This is a genomic window from Paraburkholderia sp. BR13439 (assembly GCF_040948805.1).
GTDB classification, from domain to species: domain Bacteria; phylum Pseudomonadota; class Gammaproteobacteria; order Burkholderiales; family Burkholderiaceae; genus Paraburkholderia; species Paraburkholderia youngii.
In genome coordinates this window covers 1-17,409 of record NZ_JBFPKN010000050.1, presented here as the reverse complement: position 1 = coordinate 17,409, position 17,409 = coordinate 1, and the positions used below count along the sequence as shown (strand labels likewise).

Sequence of the window (17,409 nt, the reverse complement as noted above, 5' to 3'; positions counted from 1 at the left end):
CCATCTGAACCTCGTCAGAATTTGCAGGCTATGTGAAGCAATATGCCAGGTCTCTGCAATTCCAACAACACGATTTCTACCCGGAAGCCCAGCTACTCAAGGCTCTACGGATTGTTCAGGACGGACTTTAACATCCGCTGTCTTCGTTTACAAGCTGCAGTGAACTTCATTACAGTCGCCTGTACGACGCGCTGTACAGGACGCTGCTGTCGCAGTCGCTGGTTCGCGGCGACGAGACGACGCTTCAGGTGCTCAATGAACCCGGCCGGGCGGCGCAGAGCAAAAGCTATGCATGGGTCTATCGCAGCGCGGAGGATTGTGCCGAACCGGTCGTGCTGTTTGAGTACCAGCCCGGGCGCTGGCCAGACGCATCCGCAAAAGTTCCCGGGCGACTACAGCGGTATGTTGATGAGCGACGGGTACAGCGCCTGGAGAACACTGAAAAAAGCGACGAACTTCGGCTGCATGGCGCACGCGCGCCGGCTGTTCGTCAAGGCGGACAAGGCAGCGCAGAAGAACGGGGATGACGGAAAACCGAAGGCGCCGAACGCTCGCGTGGCAAGAGCGCTCGAATACTTCCAGGCCCTGTACCGTGTCGAGGCGCTGGCCAAAGGCGACCTGCCTGCCGGGCAGACCCGTGCTGACTACGCATACCACCTGAGGCAGTTGCACAGCGTGCCGGTGCTCGAGGCGTTCAAGGCATGGCTCGATGAACTGGCACCGAAGGTGGCGCCGCAAAGCCTGCTGGGCAAGGCCATCGCCTATACCCGAAACCAGTGGGAATATCTGAGTCGCTACGTCACCGATGGACGTGCTCCAATTGATAACAACATATGCGAGCGCGACATCAGGCCATTTGCGACATCGAGAAAATCGTGGCTGTTCAGCGATACGGTCGACGGCGCAAAAGCTAGCGCTACGATCTATAGTCTCGTACTGACGTGCCGGGCCTGCGGTGTCGAGCCATACGACTATCTGCTGCACGTACTCAAGGTCCTGCCACAGCGCGCCCCAGGCGCGGACGTGACCGATCTGCTGCCGTTCAACTACGCGCGACAACAGGTCGCGACAAACAGCGGCTGACGCAGAGAGCGCGCGTCGCACAACATGACGGCGTGCGCTTCCATCATCTCAACATATACACCAACGGCTGTCCCACCGCCGCAGTGCGGCCCATGTCCGTCCGACGAATGGGAAAGCGTCGCGTCGGCTAAAATGTTACCCGTTTCCCGTCCTGCGAAAACCGGAATCTCATCTCATGTCCAAGGCGACCCACCACGCCGTCAGCATCGCGCCGGGCCATAACAAGGCCAGCCTGTCACGGGGACAGAAGGCATTCAATTCGCTGATCAGGCAGATCGAAAAGCGTCGCACCCGCTTGCGGGCATGGGAGCGCGTCACGCCCGACTTCCAGCAACGGTATGTCGACGTTCTGTTGCCGCTCGAACGGGAGTCGACGGATCTGCAGGTAAAGTTGGTCTATCGGCTTGACGACGTATGGAACCAGAAAGGGCTGACAAAGACGGAGCGTCGTACAGTCTCCACGCTGATCTCGAATCTGGCAGGCGATCTGGTCGAAGCGTGCAATGATGCGCAACTGAAGGTCATTTACAACCGGCACAGCAAGTCGGATTACGATAGCGAAGCAGCCGCTGAGCTTGAGGACATGAAGGATGTGCTCGAAGCGATGCTTGGCGTTGAACTGGGTGAGGATCTCGACATGAGTTCGCCCCACGACATGCTGCGACGCGCCCAGGCAAGGATGGAGGAGCAGCAGGCGCAGTACGAAGCCGCCGACCAGGCTCGGCAAGCGCGACGTGCGAAACGAAAAAAGACGGCAAGACAGCAGGCGGCTCAGGCAAGGCAGCAAGCCGAGCAGGCAGAATTGAGCCAGTCTATCCGCGAGGTCTATCGAAAACTCGCCAGTGCCCTGCATCCCGATCGCGAACCGGACCCTCACGAGCGGGAGCGCAAGACGGCGCTGATGCAGCGAGCCAACCATGCGTATGGCAGGAACGACCTGCTCAAGCTGCTCGAGCTACAACTGGAGCTTGAGCATATCGACCAGAGTGCAATCAATGAACTCAGCGAAGACCGGCTGAAGCACTACAACAAGATTCTCAAGGAACAGCTCGGGGAACTGGATCAGGAAATCCTGCAAGTGGAAGCCAGTTTCAGGCATGCGTACGGAATTCCCCCATTCATCGACATTGCCCCCGCGACGGTCCTTCACAATCTGGCAAACGACATCGCCGGGCTCCAGCAACACATACGTGATCTGGAAACTGATTTGCTCGTGTTTGAAGACCTCAAGCAATTCAAGGGCTGGTTGAAACAGCTGAAATATCGGCAGACAGCCGTTCCCTTCGACGAATTCCCATTCTGAGTAAATGGCCGGTTGGCATGAATACGGCCGGTCGTGAGGAGAATCGACCGCTTACGTTCAATTCGTCAAGACGGGTTTGCCGGCCGCTTACGCTTGTTGATCTCGACGTGGTGGTCGATGTGAACCTTGACGGTGCGAAACTGCGCGATTTCGTAGGGAATCGCAGGCAACGGGCGCAGCGCCGGAGCGTCCAGCGCGGCGAAAGCACTGGCGCGGCTGCCCGGCAGCCTCTGGAAGGGTCGGTCATTCAGCGTGGGCAGCAGCTCGGCAATCGCGCGATCTACCGCGTACACCGTCTCGAACCGCTGATGGCGCAGTCGCGCCATGATCCAGCGTTCAACGACCTGGACTGCAACCTCGACCTTGGCTTTGTCCTGCGGCCGCCGCGCCCGCGCCGCGAGCACCGAGGTGCCGTAATGACGCGCGAAGTCGAGCACGGTGTCGTTGGCGCGCGGCTCATAACGGTCGGCGTTGGCAATCAGGGCCCGCGGATTATCTGGAATGACCAGTTCGGGGACACCGCCAATGAAACTCAGCGCGCACGATCGAGCCGATCCAGTCAGCCATCGTCTCGCGCGGCGTGGCGCAAGCGAAGGTGTAGCTTGAAGCGCCCAGTGCGGCGACGAACACATGGGCACGCGTACCATCGGCCACCGCGATGGTCGGGCCCGCGTAGTCGACAAACAGCTTCTCGCCGGCCTTGTGGACCTGGCGCATCGAGCGCTTCAGGCTCTTCGCCCAGGTGTGGTAGTGCTCGCAGAATCGCGTGTGGCGGTAGGTCTTGCCGCCGGGGTGGGCGTCGACATATTCCTGCCATAGCAAGGTCAGTGTAACGCCCTTGCGGCGCAGTTCCTGGTGTATCCGCGCATAGTCCGGCGGCACATAGGCGCTGCTGCGCGAGCCCGGCAGCAGGCGAGCTGCGATGGCCGCTTCGTCGAGCTCACGTAGCTCATCCCATGCCAGCCCGGCATTCGCAGCGAGCGATACGTACTTGGAGACTACCCCTTTGGAAATCTGCAGCGCCGCCGCGATGCGGGCGTGAGAGAACCGGGACTCGTGCTTGGGTCGTAACACGTCTTTGATCATGCGTATCGTCATTGGGGGTGTGGGCATCGCCTCTCCGTGTAAAAACGGGGAAGGTTATCCACAACCGGGGGTTGAACAATACGCAACATCTCCACGTCGATCATCGCCAGGCAGACACCGCGAAACCACTGGCGCATGACCCGTCAACGGGCCGGTCACGATCGCCGGAAAGACCGGTCACGATCAGCTGGAAATGCCGGTCACGATGCCGGAATCACCAGTCACGATAATCCGGAATCACTGGTCACGCTCAGCCGGAATACGCACTTGATCTGCTGGAACACTCTTCAGCGCGTTCGGCAGTCTTTATGAAACCGTCTCTTAAGATCTTTCCACAAAAGACCTGCAGAAAGACGGATACCTCATCTATAACAACTTCGTTATCCGTAGGGTTTCTGCGGAAAAATACCCGTAGATTGTGGCGTCCTTCCTGTAGACCTATGGGCTACACGGCGGAGAGGACTAGAAGCTTCGCATCGTCCATCGGCTAAGAGCGGCTAACACAAACCTGGACATCAAGCCCTAGGTTTCGTATCCTGGGCGCATGTCCAGAAGAAAAATCAGCAACGAACTGTGGGCGGCGCTGGAACTGTCGATTCCGGCATTTACGCCGTCACCGCAAAGGCGGCCGTCGGCGCACAGTTGACGACCGCGCAGCACTGAACGGCATCCTGTATGTCCTGCAAACGGGCATCCCATGGGAAGACGTGCCGCAGGAACTGGGTTTCGGCAGCGGCATGACACGCTGGCGACGGCTACGAGACTGGCAGGCCGCAGGCGTGTGGGAGCAACTGCATCTGGCAATGCTTCGCCGGTTGCGTGAGCACGACCAGATTGATTGGGAACGGGCGAGCCTCGATGCTGCCAGTGGTGCCAGCCCCCGGGGGGGCCAGGAAACCGGCCCCAACCCGACAGACCGGGGAAAGCTCGGGTCGAAACGGCACATCGTTGTAGACGCGCGCGGCATTCCACTGGCCATCACGGTCACGGGCGCCAACCGACACGACTCGATGGCATTCGAGCCCACGCTCGATGCCATTCCGGCAGTCTCGGGTCTGAATGGCCAGCCCCGCAAACGCCCGGGCAAGTTGCATGCGGACAAGGGCAATGACTTTGCCCGCTGTCGGCGTTACCTGAAGCAGCGCGGAATCACGGCCCGTATTGCCCGTCGCGGCGTGGAAAGCAAGGAGCGGCTCGGGCGGCATCGCTGGGTGGTCGAGCGCACGCATGTATGGTTTGCCGGTTTCGGCAAACTGCGCATTCGTTTCGAACGGCGTCTCGACATTCATAGTGCTTTGCTTTCCCTGGCTGCTGCCGTTATCTGCTCGCGCTTCGAGAGGGTAGCCGCGTTCCCTCTCAGAAACGCGGCCCCCGAAGAACCGTACGTGCGAGTTTCCCCGCATACGGCTCGCGCACGGCGTTAAGCATCGTGCTGATGCCGGCTGCGTCTGTGCATACGCAACCTTCGCTAGCGTCGCATCGTCGATTCGTCCCGAAACCGAGACAAGGGCGCTGAGCCGTAGACCAACCGGCCTCTCACAAGCTTCCCTTCGGTGAACCCCAGATGCGGACTCACGACAGCCGCACCACACGCACGTCAGCACCCTTTCAGGTCGAGGCAAATCTTGAACCCCTATATTGCCCGTTACAGGCAACCCTTCGCTTCTTGCGCGTTCTCACTCCCGCTTTCCCAACAGTATTCCTCGCGGTTTACCTGCCGCCGTTTCCTTGACGCGAAACGATGGCGGGAAATCGGGGTTCCCGCGTTCCCATCTCCACCGACCCGAGCACTTCTGGGCCTGTCCGGTTAGCACCTGCCTCTTCCCCGATGGCGTTTTGACGACGTGCGCCCACATCAAAAAGTCGCAACCAGCCATATACCTTTTGGTCAGAGCCAACAGCAGCTTGGGCTCTTTCACAATAACGAGGATTCTGTCAGCAGTTCACGTACGTTGTGCATGCGGAACTTGCCTGGCCCCCACACCGCACGGCGGCTGGCAGTGTCGATTCCTTCCCGGTTGCCCGGGTGAACCGCCTTAACGGAGGGTACGTTGTCCCCGGAGCTTCGCACCCGACCGTTACCAATCGCGCGCGTCCGGGTAGGCAACTGCTGGTCGTACAGCAGGTCACGGCTTCAAATTCCCATATTCAGCCTGTTGAATGTGACAAGGCAGAGAAGAGCTTTGCCATCCACTGCATTGCCGATTTACGTCCGGCGGACGGCGACACGCGTCGCACTTGATGACTTGTGTTAGCGGCTCTTACTGCTGCGGTGCCCTCAGGAAATTCATGCATCGATGCAACAACCTGGAAATTAATGTCGCGATTAACACGCAAAGTCATATCAATACCAGCGAACCGCAGAGCTGATGACGATAACAGGGAAGCGATGACCATAATAAAGCGGTTTTGTCTTCTTCATTACGTCATTCTACGGCCCCCATTCCATTAACCTGACAGAGCCGGGAGGCCTTGTCGATCTGTCGCATTTCACTGTATAGAATAACCATAGCGATAAGACCCGCTGCCATATCGGCAGCCGCTACGGAGAACAACAGGCCGTCTTGCCCATAAGCGTGCTGCAGCAAGGCCATCAGGGGCATCAGAAACAAGCCATGCCGCAGTACCGCTACAAGCGTTGCCCAGATTGCGTTGCCCTTGGCCTGCATGAAAAGCAGGCACACCTGTTGCATCCCTAACACCGGCAACGCACAATGGAATAGCAAGATCGCGCGGCTACCAATCTCTATCATCGCCGACTCGTGCGCAAACCAGCCGATGATGGTTCTAGCTTGCCACGCGACCCAGCCGGCATAGACTCCGGCGAACGTTAGCGCGACGGCAACCATAGCCCGAACCGCTTGCGCCACCCGTGTCCAGTTACCTGCGCCGACATTAAACCCAACAACCGACTGCGCCCCGCTGCACAGTCCATACAGCGGAAGTGCTGCCAGCATCGCCAAGCGGCTGGCCAAACCTATCGCCGCCACCGATGACTCACCGTAGCGAGCAGCGAACCCATTGAGCATGGACATGGCCGCTACCGCGAGCAGCGTATTGAGCGCTGGCGGAATGCCGATGCGGGCGATGCTCGCCAGCCGGCACCCGCAGCGTCCCACCGATGGCCACGATAAGACGATGGCTCCGTGCCTGCCCGCGAAATGTCGCCAATACAAGGTTAAGCCGCACAACTGGGCCAGAAATGTTGCGATGCCAGCCCCTTCGATGCCCAGCCCGAACCGGAAAATCATCACCGGGTCGAGTGCCGCGTTCATTGCGAAGGATGAAACTTGGGTCGTCATGCTGAGCACGGTATTGCCATCCGCTCTCACGATGAAACCACAGATCATATTGAATACCACTGCCACATAGCCCAACAGCAGCCAATGAAGATAAGCCACCGCCAGTGGCAAAATCGATGGTCCAGCGCCTAGCCATGTCAGCAAAGTTGGAGCCAACTGCCAGCCCGCGATAGCCGTTATGCCAGCAATTACCATCGCAGACCATAACGCGTGCGATGCATAATCGTTCGCAGAGTCATCGTCGGCACGTCCCAGGCTTCGAGCAATCAACGAGGCGGCCCCTGCACCGAAGATCTCGCCTATTGCCGTGATGCACATTGCAAATGGGAACGACAATGCCATCGCCGCGAGTGCTGCTGTTCCGAGCCGCCCCACGAAATAGGCGTTGAGCAACTGATAAGCGGCACTGACAGTGACGCCAATGACGGACGGAAGAGCCAGCCGCAGGATCAGTGGCAACAGTCGATCGTGGGCCATTGACTGCATCCGTAATGCCGCAACAGCTGGCGTGTTCATACTGTGGCCCCGTCCTTCACGCTTGTTGCGTCCACATCTTCCTGATTGTCCCTGAGCCATCCGGCATAAGCCGCGAGACAATGCAGCAACTGACGTCCCAGCATATTCGCCTCCTCTGCGGAAAAGCAAGGCAACGCACAATGCATCTGGATACGAAGTTTACCGTCCACACTATCGATATCTAACCACAACGTGTGATGACGGCTGGGCCCCATCTCATCACCCGTCCAGATCGTCGGTTGAGCAAGGCCGAGCAGCTTGCGCGTATGAAGATTATCTAACACAGCGCGATAGTTGACGACAACACGCGGCCAGTCGAAATCCACCAGTGCCTTCGCCTGATCATCCGGCAGCAGATACGCAGCCGCCCGTAGCCCAATGCCATGGATCCGTGCCGAATTGCGCTGACGACGCACCGCTTTCAGACGTTCCGCCACACTGAGTCGCCCCTCACAAATGATGGCCAGCGGGACAAGTTCCGCGGTAAAGCCCATAACCGTCGACAGATCCTGACCGGGCAGGATAGGCGTGCGCAGCATGTCCATGCTGTCCAGAAACAGCCCTCGTCGCTGGTTGCCCCGTCCTGCCACCGCCGCCAAGGCGCACAGGATGACGTCGAACGCGTCAAAGCCGTGCCGGTCCGGATGCAGATCGAGCAGAATCTTTGTCGATTCCGCATCCAGATCCAGATAGCGAATCCCCTTGTGCGCGCACAAGGCCTCGAAAGCAGCATCACTGTGCATCTGCCCAGTGTGGAGCATCTCGAACAAGCGCCGGCTGGAATCAGCGCCACTATCGACTGGCTCAACCTCGAGGACTGTTGCACCATCCTCACGCAGCAGTTCCCATGGCCGGCTTCGCCAATAAGCAATGTTGCTGTCCAACGAACCGCTCACATGTTCGCGCAGCGCCTTCACCCATCGATTCAACTGCGCGCGGCCACTGAATGCGGGAGCGGGTGCTTGGCCATGCTCTATCGCCAGATAGTAGCGTTCTACTTCGTCCAGCAGCAGCCGGAACCCATAGCCGTCGACCAGGAAATGATGAATTATGATAAAAATCCAACCGTGCGGCCGCCCACCGACCTCCGCCTCGATCAATTGGAAACGCGACATCCAGGTACGACCATCGAACCGGAATGCATATTGCGCTTGCTCAGCGATACCAGAGACCTCTCGCGTGCAATCCCCGAGCTCTGAGTACGAGCCCAATGCAACTCGCTCCAGATGCAACGCTCCGACTCCGGTATGGAAGCGTAGATCAGCGTCATCTCGAGAGATCCTGGTGCGCAACAGTGGGTAGTCTTTCGCCAACCTAACGATAGCGGACTCCAATATCGCCGGATCCAAACGGCAGCTATCGTCCTGCCAGATCGCGCACATGTTGAAATGCTCGTCTAAACCCATGCGCCGATTCATGAAGCGTATCGTAGGCGTTACTTCCACTCCACCGTCGATTTCGCCATCGTGGTGCACCAGTTCGCCGGAGCGGCCATCGATCAGCCCAGCCAGTTCGCGTAACACTGGATAATCGTACAACTCGCTGACAGAAAAGCGGATGTCCATCCTGGCCGCCCGCGCCACACAGCGCACGCTCAGCATAGAGGTACCACCCAGTGAGAAGAAATGCGCGTCCGCACCAATCGTCGACATACCAAGCACTTCCTGCCAAACCGCGGCCAGTGCATGCTCGGTCGTGGTGACCAGCGGCGCGAATACGCCCACCGCGGTTTGCCGTGGAAACGGCAAGCGGGAACGGTCCAGTTTACCGCCCGGCAGCTTAGGCAAAGCCCGCAAGCGAACAAATGAACGGGGAATAGTATGGGGCAACAGCGAATGACGGAGCATTTGTCTGAACCCATCCTCTGTTGACGGCAGCTTCGCCTCCGTGCCCACCACGTAGGCAGTCAACAGCGGCTCGCCATCCGCAGCGCGGTGCAAATGCACCGCGGCCTCCTCGACCCCAGGACATTTTCCCAAGACGTGAGAAATCTCATCCAGTTCAACGCGCAAGCCGTGGATCTTGATTTGGTTGTCACGCCTTCCGAGGAACTCCAGGCGGCCGTCGTCGCGGTGACGCCCCAAATCGCCAGTGCGATAAGCCACAGTTCCGAAAGGCTGTAGCTCTGGCACCGAGTTAGCAACAAATCGCTCGGCTGTCAACTCCCTGCTGTCGTGATAGCCATTCGCCAGGCAGTCACCCGTCACCAGGATCTCCCCCACCGCACCTTGAACCACCGGCCGTAACTTGTCATCTACGACGGCTATGCCGACATTGGCCACCGGCTTACCGATCGGGACAGTCCGTTCATCAGCGCCCACTTCGCACACCTCTCCCCAAGCGGCGTTCGAGCTACACTCGGAGGAGCCGTAAAAGTTGAACAAACGGGCCTGTGGGAAAGCCTCGAGAAAGCGCCGAGCCAACTCCGGTGGCAACGCCTCAGCGCTTGAGGTGACCAGCCGCAAATCTGAAACCGACCGTCCGTCTCTCAATTGTGCCGTCAAAATGCCGGTGATCACCGGTGGCGAGCACAGCAGATGCGTTACCCGGTAACGATCTAGCTGCAATAGCAGCAGGGATGGATCTTGCAGTTCTTGCTGACTCAGCAGCAAACTAGGAACGCCTTGTAAGAGTGGCCCGAAGATTTCCCATTGACTGGCAACCAGCGCCGCCGACTTCTGCACTACGCAGGCATCGCCTGCCTGGAAGGGGAATTGCCCCCACATCCAGTGCAAACGATTTAGGCATGCTGTAGCGGGAACCACAACGCCCTTCGGTTTTCCCGTAGAACCAGATGTGTAGACGATCTGCAGCACTTCATGCGAACAAGATGGGGAAGGGGCGGCATCTGTTTCCTCATTGCCGTATGCAACTTCCTCCGACGGCAGTAAAACTAGCCCTCTGTCACGAAATGCTTCCCGCTGCAACGGCGTGGCAACGAAGGCCTTGGGAGCGACATCTTTAGCAATCTCAAGTATGCGACTTATCGGATAATTTGCCCCGATCACCGAGTAGGTTGCGTGCAGCTTGATCGCAGCTAGAATAACGATCAACGCGTTAATGCCGCGGTCAATGCCAAGCAGCACCCTGTCGCCGGCACCAACACCGGAGGCTGCGAGTCTGTTAGCAAAACGGTTGGCCGCAGTATCCAACTCCGCGTACGAAATGCGACCGCGCTCCCAGAAATAAGCAATATCCTCTGGCGACATTTTGGCACGCGCTTCGAACATTTCGCGTAGTGTACTAGCGCCTGTATAAGCCAGCCGTCCCCCGTTGTAACGCTTAAGAAAAGCCTTTTCAGCTGGGTGCCGCAGATCCAGCTCTGCAAGCGGCGCCGCCGGCGCAGCAATGATCACCTGTATAATTTGCTGCAGGTTGAGCAGCATTCTGGAAACGAGCTCGTCGGAGAATAGCTCAGTGCAATAGGACATCTGCAGATAGATGCCGTCCCCCTCTTCCTGACAGTAAAGAGTGAGATCGTACTTGGTATAACCGTTTTCCAATTCGCGTGCGACAATTGACACATCGTGCTGCCCCTCAGAAACCAGCTCGGCCTTTTCCGAATACATGTTGAACATCGCCTGGAATACGGGGGAAAAATTGCTTCCACGTACCACGTCAACTGTTTCCAACATCCGACTGAATGGATATGCCGCGTTGAAGGCAGCACCGATGACAGTTTGCTGCGTCGTGGCCAAATGTTCGATGAATGACTTATCAGGATCCATCTTCGCCCTTAGCGGCAACATGTTTAGGAAGAACCCCAGCAGGTGTTCCGTACCTGACTGTTCGCGCACTACATTCGGAGTGCCAACGATGATATCGTCCTGTCCGCTGTACTCTCTCAATAAAGCGTAAAAAGTCGTCAGTAACACGCTGAAAAGCGTGGTGCGATTGTCCGCAGCGAGTTCGCGAAGTCTGGACGCCGCGAGAGCCGGAATTTGTATGGCGTGTGACTTACCGGTGTAACGCATCCGCCTCGGACGAGGCTTATCGGAAGGCAGGGTCAGCACCGGCAACTCACCCGACAGCTGTTGTGCCCAGTACGAGCGCTGTCGCGCCCAGCAGTCCGATCGAAACTGCTCGGACTCCCATTTCGCGAAATCTGCGAACGAAATTTCGGCTTTGAGACCGTCCTCTGAACCGACTCCCGCCTGGTAAAATTCACGCAGTTTGCGCACCATTACCGAAAGCGACCACGCGTCCATAATGATTTCATGCGTGGTAAAGATGACAACATGCCGGTCGGAGCTCTCTCGTACTAGTAGTGCGCGATACAGTGTGCCTGCGGCGAGATCAAAGGCCGGTTGAAACTCGCTCGCCTTCAGTTCAGCCAACCTGGGGGCAGGATGGTCGCCGCAAAGGTCTATAAAGCGCAAACGACCCTTCGGCGGTGAATCGAAGGTCAAATATGGATTGCCGCTCTTTTCGACGAATCGGATGCGCAGTGTGTCGAAGTACTGCACCACCGCATCCCAAGCCCGACTAAAGCGATCTCGATCAAGCTCTCCGCAGCATTCGAGCGCCGTTTGCAAGGTATAGTTGGATGCTGTTGGATCAAGCTTCCACAAAAACCATAAGTGTTTTTGAATGTGGCTGGCCGGAGCCTCTCCGGCCTCATCACGGCGACTGACGACAATGGCGGGGAGCGACTCATGCCCATCCTCTTTCTCGGCCAGCAGTTCGGTCAACTCATCTATTGTGCAATGGTACAGGTCAACCACTGAAACTTCGCAGGCGAATTCGCTCCGAATACGGTTGATCGCAAGCATGGCGCGCAGCGAGTCACCGCCCATCAGCAAAAAGTTGTCGTTTCGCCCCAGCCGGTCTAGATGCAGTATCTCGGCTAAGAGCCTGCACAACCGAACCTGAAGACCGTCAGCAGGCTCCAGATATTTCACATCGGACAAAGGACGCAAATTTTCTGGGGAAGGCAATTGCTTGTAATCAAGTTTGCCATTGGCGTTTAATGGTAATTTCGCCAGCTCGAAGAAAAGATCGGGCAGCATGTAGTCAGGCAACTGACACGACATGTGTTCGCGTAAAGCGCTCCGTGTAACCTCCTCTCGAAGCTTGACGAAAGCCACGAGGCGCGGAAGTCGTTCCGCTTCCCCTGGACTAGTCAGCGTTTCCCTTGCCGTCAGTTTCACCCGATTGTCAGCGGGATAATGCACCACTACGGCCGCGGCCTCGACGGCAGCATGTAACCCCAACAAACCTTCCACTTCGTTAAGCTCAATACGGTGGCCACGCAGCTTGACCTGGCGATCTGCTCTTCCGAGACACTCCAGCAAGCCATCCTCACGCAGCCTCACGAGATCACCAGTCTTGTATAATCGATCATATCCGGGCTTATCGCTGAAAGGGTTAGCCACAAAAGCCTGCTCGGTACGCGCGTCGTCGTTAATGTAACCACGTGCAACGCCAACGCCGGCTACACAAAGTTCGCCTACGTCACCTGACGCAACAAGCGTCAGCGCCGCAGCATCTGGCCTGACCACATAGATTTCCAGATTGTCTATCGGTTTCCCGATTGGCATAAATACCTGACCTTCCGCCGGAGAGTTAGAGATCAGTGCATGCGTGACACCGTCGGCACATTCAGTTGGTCCATAATGGTTGAGGATGGGAATAGACGGGTACATCGCCAGCCAGCGTCGGCATACGTCGGGCGGCAATGCCTCTCCGACAGTGGAAATCCTGCGCAGCGCCGGCAGCGCGCGTGCATCGATCAATTCGACTTCGGCCACAAACGAGCGTAGTAGCGACGGCACAAATTGAATGACTGATACTTGGCATTTGCGCAACTCAAGCAGCAGCCTCGACGGATCGCATACGACGTCTCTATTAATGATCCGCGTGCACGCCCCCACTTGCAGCGCCGCCATAAACTGCCACAGAGAAATGTCAAAACAGTGCGATGCGGTCTGCGCCACTTGGTCAGTTTTACTGATATCCAGATCGTGTACTTTAGCGTGCAAGTGATTGATCAAGCTCCGCTGTTCAATCATTACGCCCTTTGGGTGACCGGTGGTACCCGAAGTAAAAATGACGTAGGCAAGATCACTACCTTTGCCTCTGGGCCCGGCAAAGGCTGCGCTCGATTCTTGCGCTTCCTCAATATCAAGAAGCACTAGTTCCGGTCTGGTTGTCTGCAAATATGCCGCCTGTTCGAAGGAGTTACGGGCGGTCAGCAGCAGGCAGCATTTACTCTTCTCCAGCATGTAATCCAAACGTTCCGCTGGATACTGGCGATCAAGCGGCATATAGGTACCGCGAATCTTAAAAACGGCAAGCATCGCAGCCAATAGATCAATTCCTCGCTCCATCAACACGCCGATGACGGGCGCCTCGCGGCCACAGCGCTCGGTCAGCGCCATTGCGATGCGGTTGGACTGCTCATCAAGCTCCCGATACGTTACCGACTCGCTACCATGCCTCGCTGCTATATGTTGCGGATAACGCCGTGCCGCATCACAGAAGTAGTCCACTGCCAATAGTGTTTTCATTTAAACCTCATTCACTCGCCTAAGTGCTTGAATTAACCGACCCTATACTAAAAACAGCTCTCTCGGCGGGCGACCGCGCAAGTATCCGTGGAATGATCGCCGAAAGGTTCATTGCGTTTGGGTTGGATAACAGGCTAACTCGCTATCTTAAGATATCGAAAATCACATCTTCTTCGCATTCTGTACATATTCAATATTTTGATATCTATTCACTTGAGCGTGTCACTTGCTCTGCTAAATTGAACCGCATTTTCATGCGGCCACCAATGCAACGGCCAAGAGCACTGGTTACCACCATTAGAATCCGTACCTATAGCCGCGAAAGATGCGGCTGACGCAGGCGCGTCACTACTCGCTTGGGTCGCGTAACGGCGCTATATCGCGCCAGCCCCGCAGTTCTTCCCGATCCTCTGAGAGCGAGTTCCTGGCACGCTTCCGAAACGGCCACGCAGCGCTCACTGGCAAAAAAACAGTATCGCGCTCGTGATGAAGGCTTTCGGATCATCGGAAACAAGCGAGCAATCGTGGGAGACCCGGTGCGTGATCTGTTCATCGTTAAAGTAACCGTCCTCAATCACAATGACGACCTGAGTTCGAGCAAGCGATGTCAGGTGAAGAAGGGAAATATGCAATAAGTCGTAGCAAGAAATTCACTTGATACAGGTTTTCGAACTGTATGCTGCAATATTAAAACCACGGTAAAGCGCCCGAAGAATTGAAGTATGCTTCGGCACTCGACGCTCCTGTAGCATAAGTTCAGAAGTATTCAACAGTCACATCATGGGTTAGGAGGTGCGACGAACTCTGCTGGTCGTCCTGACCGTCGCGTTGATGTCGGTCCTCCATGCTGCTCACTTCGCCGCACAGCTTCATTCTGTGCAGAGCCCTTGATATCTTTCTTTGTGAGATACATCGTTCGTCGGATTGCACAGCAACGCAGGAAAAAACTTCCTGCTCAGGGAACGGAATGGAACTGATGATCCAGAGCGCCGGTTCGTTAATAACGCGTAGCGCGGCACCTTGAGTGGACGCCGCAATAGAATGTCGACTATCATTTTTTGCAGATCTTGTCTGTGGTTCGTGAGGCTTTGGTGTGGTGTTCACGCTTCGTTACCTCCAGCTTCAATTTCCCCCGCGACAGCAGATGCAATAGTTGAGCCAACGCCACGACACACCTGAGAGATATCTCCCAACACATTGCTGATCGGGATGACTGATGGGCACTTACCCTCCAAAACGCTTGCGGGAACTTCCGGCAAGTATCGTTTGTGGGATTTACTGTGTTGCATATCCGACAATGTTGGATGTGCAACACCACGGATTGCCGCGACGAGGGCCGACCAAAGCGGCGAATTTACTGACGAGTGCATCAAATAGTGCATAGTTGGCTACGCGGCATACCGAACGTGCTTTTCTTGAACAGTTTCCGGATCACGTGAGGCTCTCTTTTGCCGACGATGCAAATGAGCGTTAATGGAATGGCCGCCCCCACCCAGCGGCATGGATGTGCCAAATCTGGGTCCACCCATCTTTGCAACCCTGATTTTCGATGGCGAGTTGGCTTGCCCAAATCTATTCGGCGTCGTTTTGGGGATCGCTCCCCGCGCCACGATGAGATTCGCGCCTGACGATCCTTAACAGTGGGTCGGCTTCGAAAGCCTGTTTGGCACGGAGGTTCTTCGTCAGGCAGGTATGCCGTTCACGTCATCAATTTTCAGTCGTCGCAAAACCAGTTGGGTGAGTGTGATCAATAAAGACGAGGCCGTGCTCGTTCAGGCCGGACGGGTGAAGCCGGCGTCGAATGTGGTTTGGCGCGCAACAACTGCCTAGGCGGTTCGGGCCAGCTTGTTGGCCAGTGCACACGCCACCACGTTTGAATGCCGTTGCGCGAGCATTGCGCGAACTCAGTCCGCTAGGCGGCCGGTTCGTTTCTCCAGGTCTCGCATGTAAGCTCGGGCGGGCAGGACGAGCAGGCGCCTGACATTTTTGTTGCCCCGCCGGCTGATCCTGAGAAAATTGGTCTTGCCGCCCGTACTGTATTGCCGCGGAACGAGCCCAACCGATGCCGCAAAATCGCGACTGCATCCGTACTGAGCCTGTGTGAAAACGCCATGGTCGCCTAAACTGGATTAACTCATTCCGCCTGGGTGACCGGATGAAGCGATTCATAGAAGGTGAAGATCGCAAGCAGGTGACGCTGCTTCCGGAGTGCCTTGATGATTTTGTCGCCGAGGACAATCCGGTCAGGATCATAGAGGCGTTCGTTGAAGAGCTAGACCTTGAATCACTGGGCTTCGATGGCGCGATGCGGTCGACTACGGGTCGCCCGTCCTATCATCCGGCCATGCTGCTGAAGATCTATATCTACGGCTACCTGAACCGGGTCCAGTCGAGCCGCCGCCTGGAACGTGAATGCCAACGCAATGTTGAATTGATGTGGCTCACCGGTCGGTTGGCGCCGGACTTCAAGACCATAGCTGACTTCCGCCGTAACAACGGTATCGGCATCCGCAACGTATGTCGCCGCTTCGTCGTCTTATGCCGTGAACTGAAGCAGTTCTCGCAAGCGCTCGTTGCCATCGACGGTAGCAAGTTCAAGGCAGTCAACACTCGCGATCGCAACTTCACAGAGGGTAAGGTCGACAAGCGCCAGAAGCAGATCGAGGAGAGCATCCAGCGGTATCTGAACGCGCTGGAGACCGCTGATCGTACGCAACCTGCCGAGTTGGAAGCGAAGACGACCCGATTGCAGGACAAGATCGCGTGCTTGCGCGAGCAGATGCGAAACCTCGATCAGATCAAGGAGCAGCTCAAGACGCAGCCTGATGGCCAGCTCTCGATGACCGATCCCGACGCACGTTCCGTGGCGACGAGCGGAAAAGGATCAGGTATGGTGGGCTACGACGTACAAGTAGCAGTTGACGCCAAACATCACCTCATCGTGGCTCACGAGGTCACAAACTCCGGCAGTGACCGGGCGCAGCTCAGTCCTATTGCGAAGGCTGCGCGCGATGCGATGGGCAAGACCAGACTGCGGGCAGTCGCCGATCGTGGCTACTATAGCGGGCCTCAGATCAGAGAGTGCGTGGAGGCCGGATCGCGGTAATGCTGCCGAAACTACGACATCAAGTGCAAAATGCCATGGTCGATTTGATAGGGCCGACTTCATCTACATTGCGCGGGACGACGAATACCAGTGTCCAGCCGGTGAACGGGCAATCTACCGTTTCGCCCGGGAGGAACATGGTATGCAATTGCGCCGATACTGGTGCAGCGCCTGCCCTCAGTGCTCAATAAGATCGCAATGCACGCTAAGTCCGTATCGGCGAATCACCCGATGGGAGCACGAGTCGGTGTTGGAAGGCGTTCAACGTCACCTCGACAAAACGCCAGATGCAATGACGATACGCAGACGCACCGTCGAACATGTCTTCGGGACGTTCAAGCACTGGATGCGTTACACGCACTTCCTGACACGCAGACTGAGCTTGCCTCTGAAAAACGTATCCCTTGCTGAGGTTTAAACTGCAGCAAGGAGAAACGAAGATGAGCCAATTGAAGCGTGCGCGGTACACCCTGGAATTCAAGCTGGAGGCGGTGCGGCTGGTGA

General features: G+C 56.9%; 4 protein-coding genes and 5 pseudogenes. 4 read left to right on the top strand and 5 right to left on the bottom strand.

The features are described from left to right. Positions 1-158: 158 nt before the first annotated feature. Together AB3X96_RS40570 and AB3X96_RS40565 are read left to right on the top strand one after the other, a co-directional pair. Positions 159-1,083, top strand: a pseudogene (locus AB3X96_RS40570) (IS66 family transposase); the annotation flags it as partial. A 175-nt stretch (positions 1,084-1,258) separates the two neighbouring features. Further along, complete coding sequence (locus AB3X96_RS40565) at positions 1,259-2,386, top strand: molecular chaperone DnaJ (RefSeq protein ID WP_176112216.1); 1,128 nt, start codon at positions 1,259-1,261, stop codon at positions 2,384-2,386. Between the two features lie 95 nt (positions 2,387-2,481). On the opposite strand, the pseudogene istA reads toward AB3X96_RS40565, so the two are convergent. Then, a pseudogene (istA, locus tag AB3X96_RS40560) lies at positions 2,482-3,499 on the bottom strand (IS21 family transposase); the annotation flags it as partial. Positions 3,500-4,016: 517 nt separating this feature from the next. On the opposite strand from istA, the pseudogene AB3X96_RS40555 reads away from it, so the two are divergent. After that, positions 4,017-4,806, top strand: a pseudogene (locus AB3X96_RS40555) (IS5 family transposase); the annotation flags it as partial. Positions 4,807-5,898: 1,092 nt separating this feature from the next. Here the strand turns inward: AB3X96_RS40555 and AB3X96_RS40550 are convergent. The 4 genes and pseudogenes from AB3X96_RS40550 to AB3X96_RS40535 all read right to left on the bottom strand — a co-directional run. Then, entirely contained in the window at positions 5,899-7,290 is a 1,392-nt protein-coding gene (locus tag AB3X96_RS40550) for an MATE family efflux transporter (RefSeq protein WP_368594169.1), read from the bottom strand. Next, the gene (locus tag AB3X96_RS40545) at positions 7,287-13,799 is read right to left on the bottom strand and encodes an amino acid adenylation domain-containing protein (RefSeq protein ID WP_368594168.1); all 6,513 of its coding nucleotides are present in this window, start codon (positions 13,797-13,799) and stop codon (positions 7,287-7,289) included. Before AB3X96_RS40545 ends, AB3X96_RS40550 begins: the two co-directional genes overlap by 4 nt. A gap of 756 nt (positions 13,800-14,555) precedes the next feature. Continuing rightward, positions 14,556-14,903, bottom strand: a complete 348-nt coding sequence (locus AB3X96_RS40540) for a hypothetical protein (protein WP_368594167.1) — start codon at positions 14,901-14,903, stop codon at positions 14,556-14,558. A 722-nt stretch (positions 14,904-15,625) separates the two neighbouring features. Beyond that, positions 15,626-15,892: pseudogene (locus AB3X96_RS40535) on the bottom strand (transposase); the annotation flags it as partial. 62 nt (positions 15,893-15,954) lie between these two features. On the opposite strand from AB3X96_RS40535, the pseudogene AB3X96_RS40530 reads away from it, so the two are divergent. Further along, a pseudogene (locus AB3X96_RS40530) lies at positions 15,955-17,287 on the top strand (IS1182 family transposase); the annotation flags it as partial. Positions 17,288-17,409 lie beyond the last annotated feature (122 nt).

Excerpts from the sequence above, each read along its gene's own strand:
- AB3X96_RS40550 (WP_368594169.1), bottom strand. The coding sequence starts at position 7,290 with ATGAACACGCCAGCTGTTGCGGCATTACGGATGCAGTCAATGGCCCAC.
- AB3X96_RS40545 (WP_368594168.1), bottom strand. The coding sequence starts at position 13,799 with ATGAAAACACTATTGGCAGTGGACTACTTCTGTGATGCGGCACGGCGT.
- AB3X96_RS40565 (WP_176112216.1), top strand. The coding sequence starts at position 1,259 with ATGTCCAAGGCGACCCACCACGCCGTCAGCATCGCGCCGGGCCATAAC.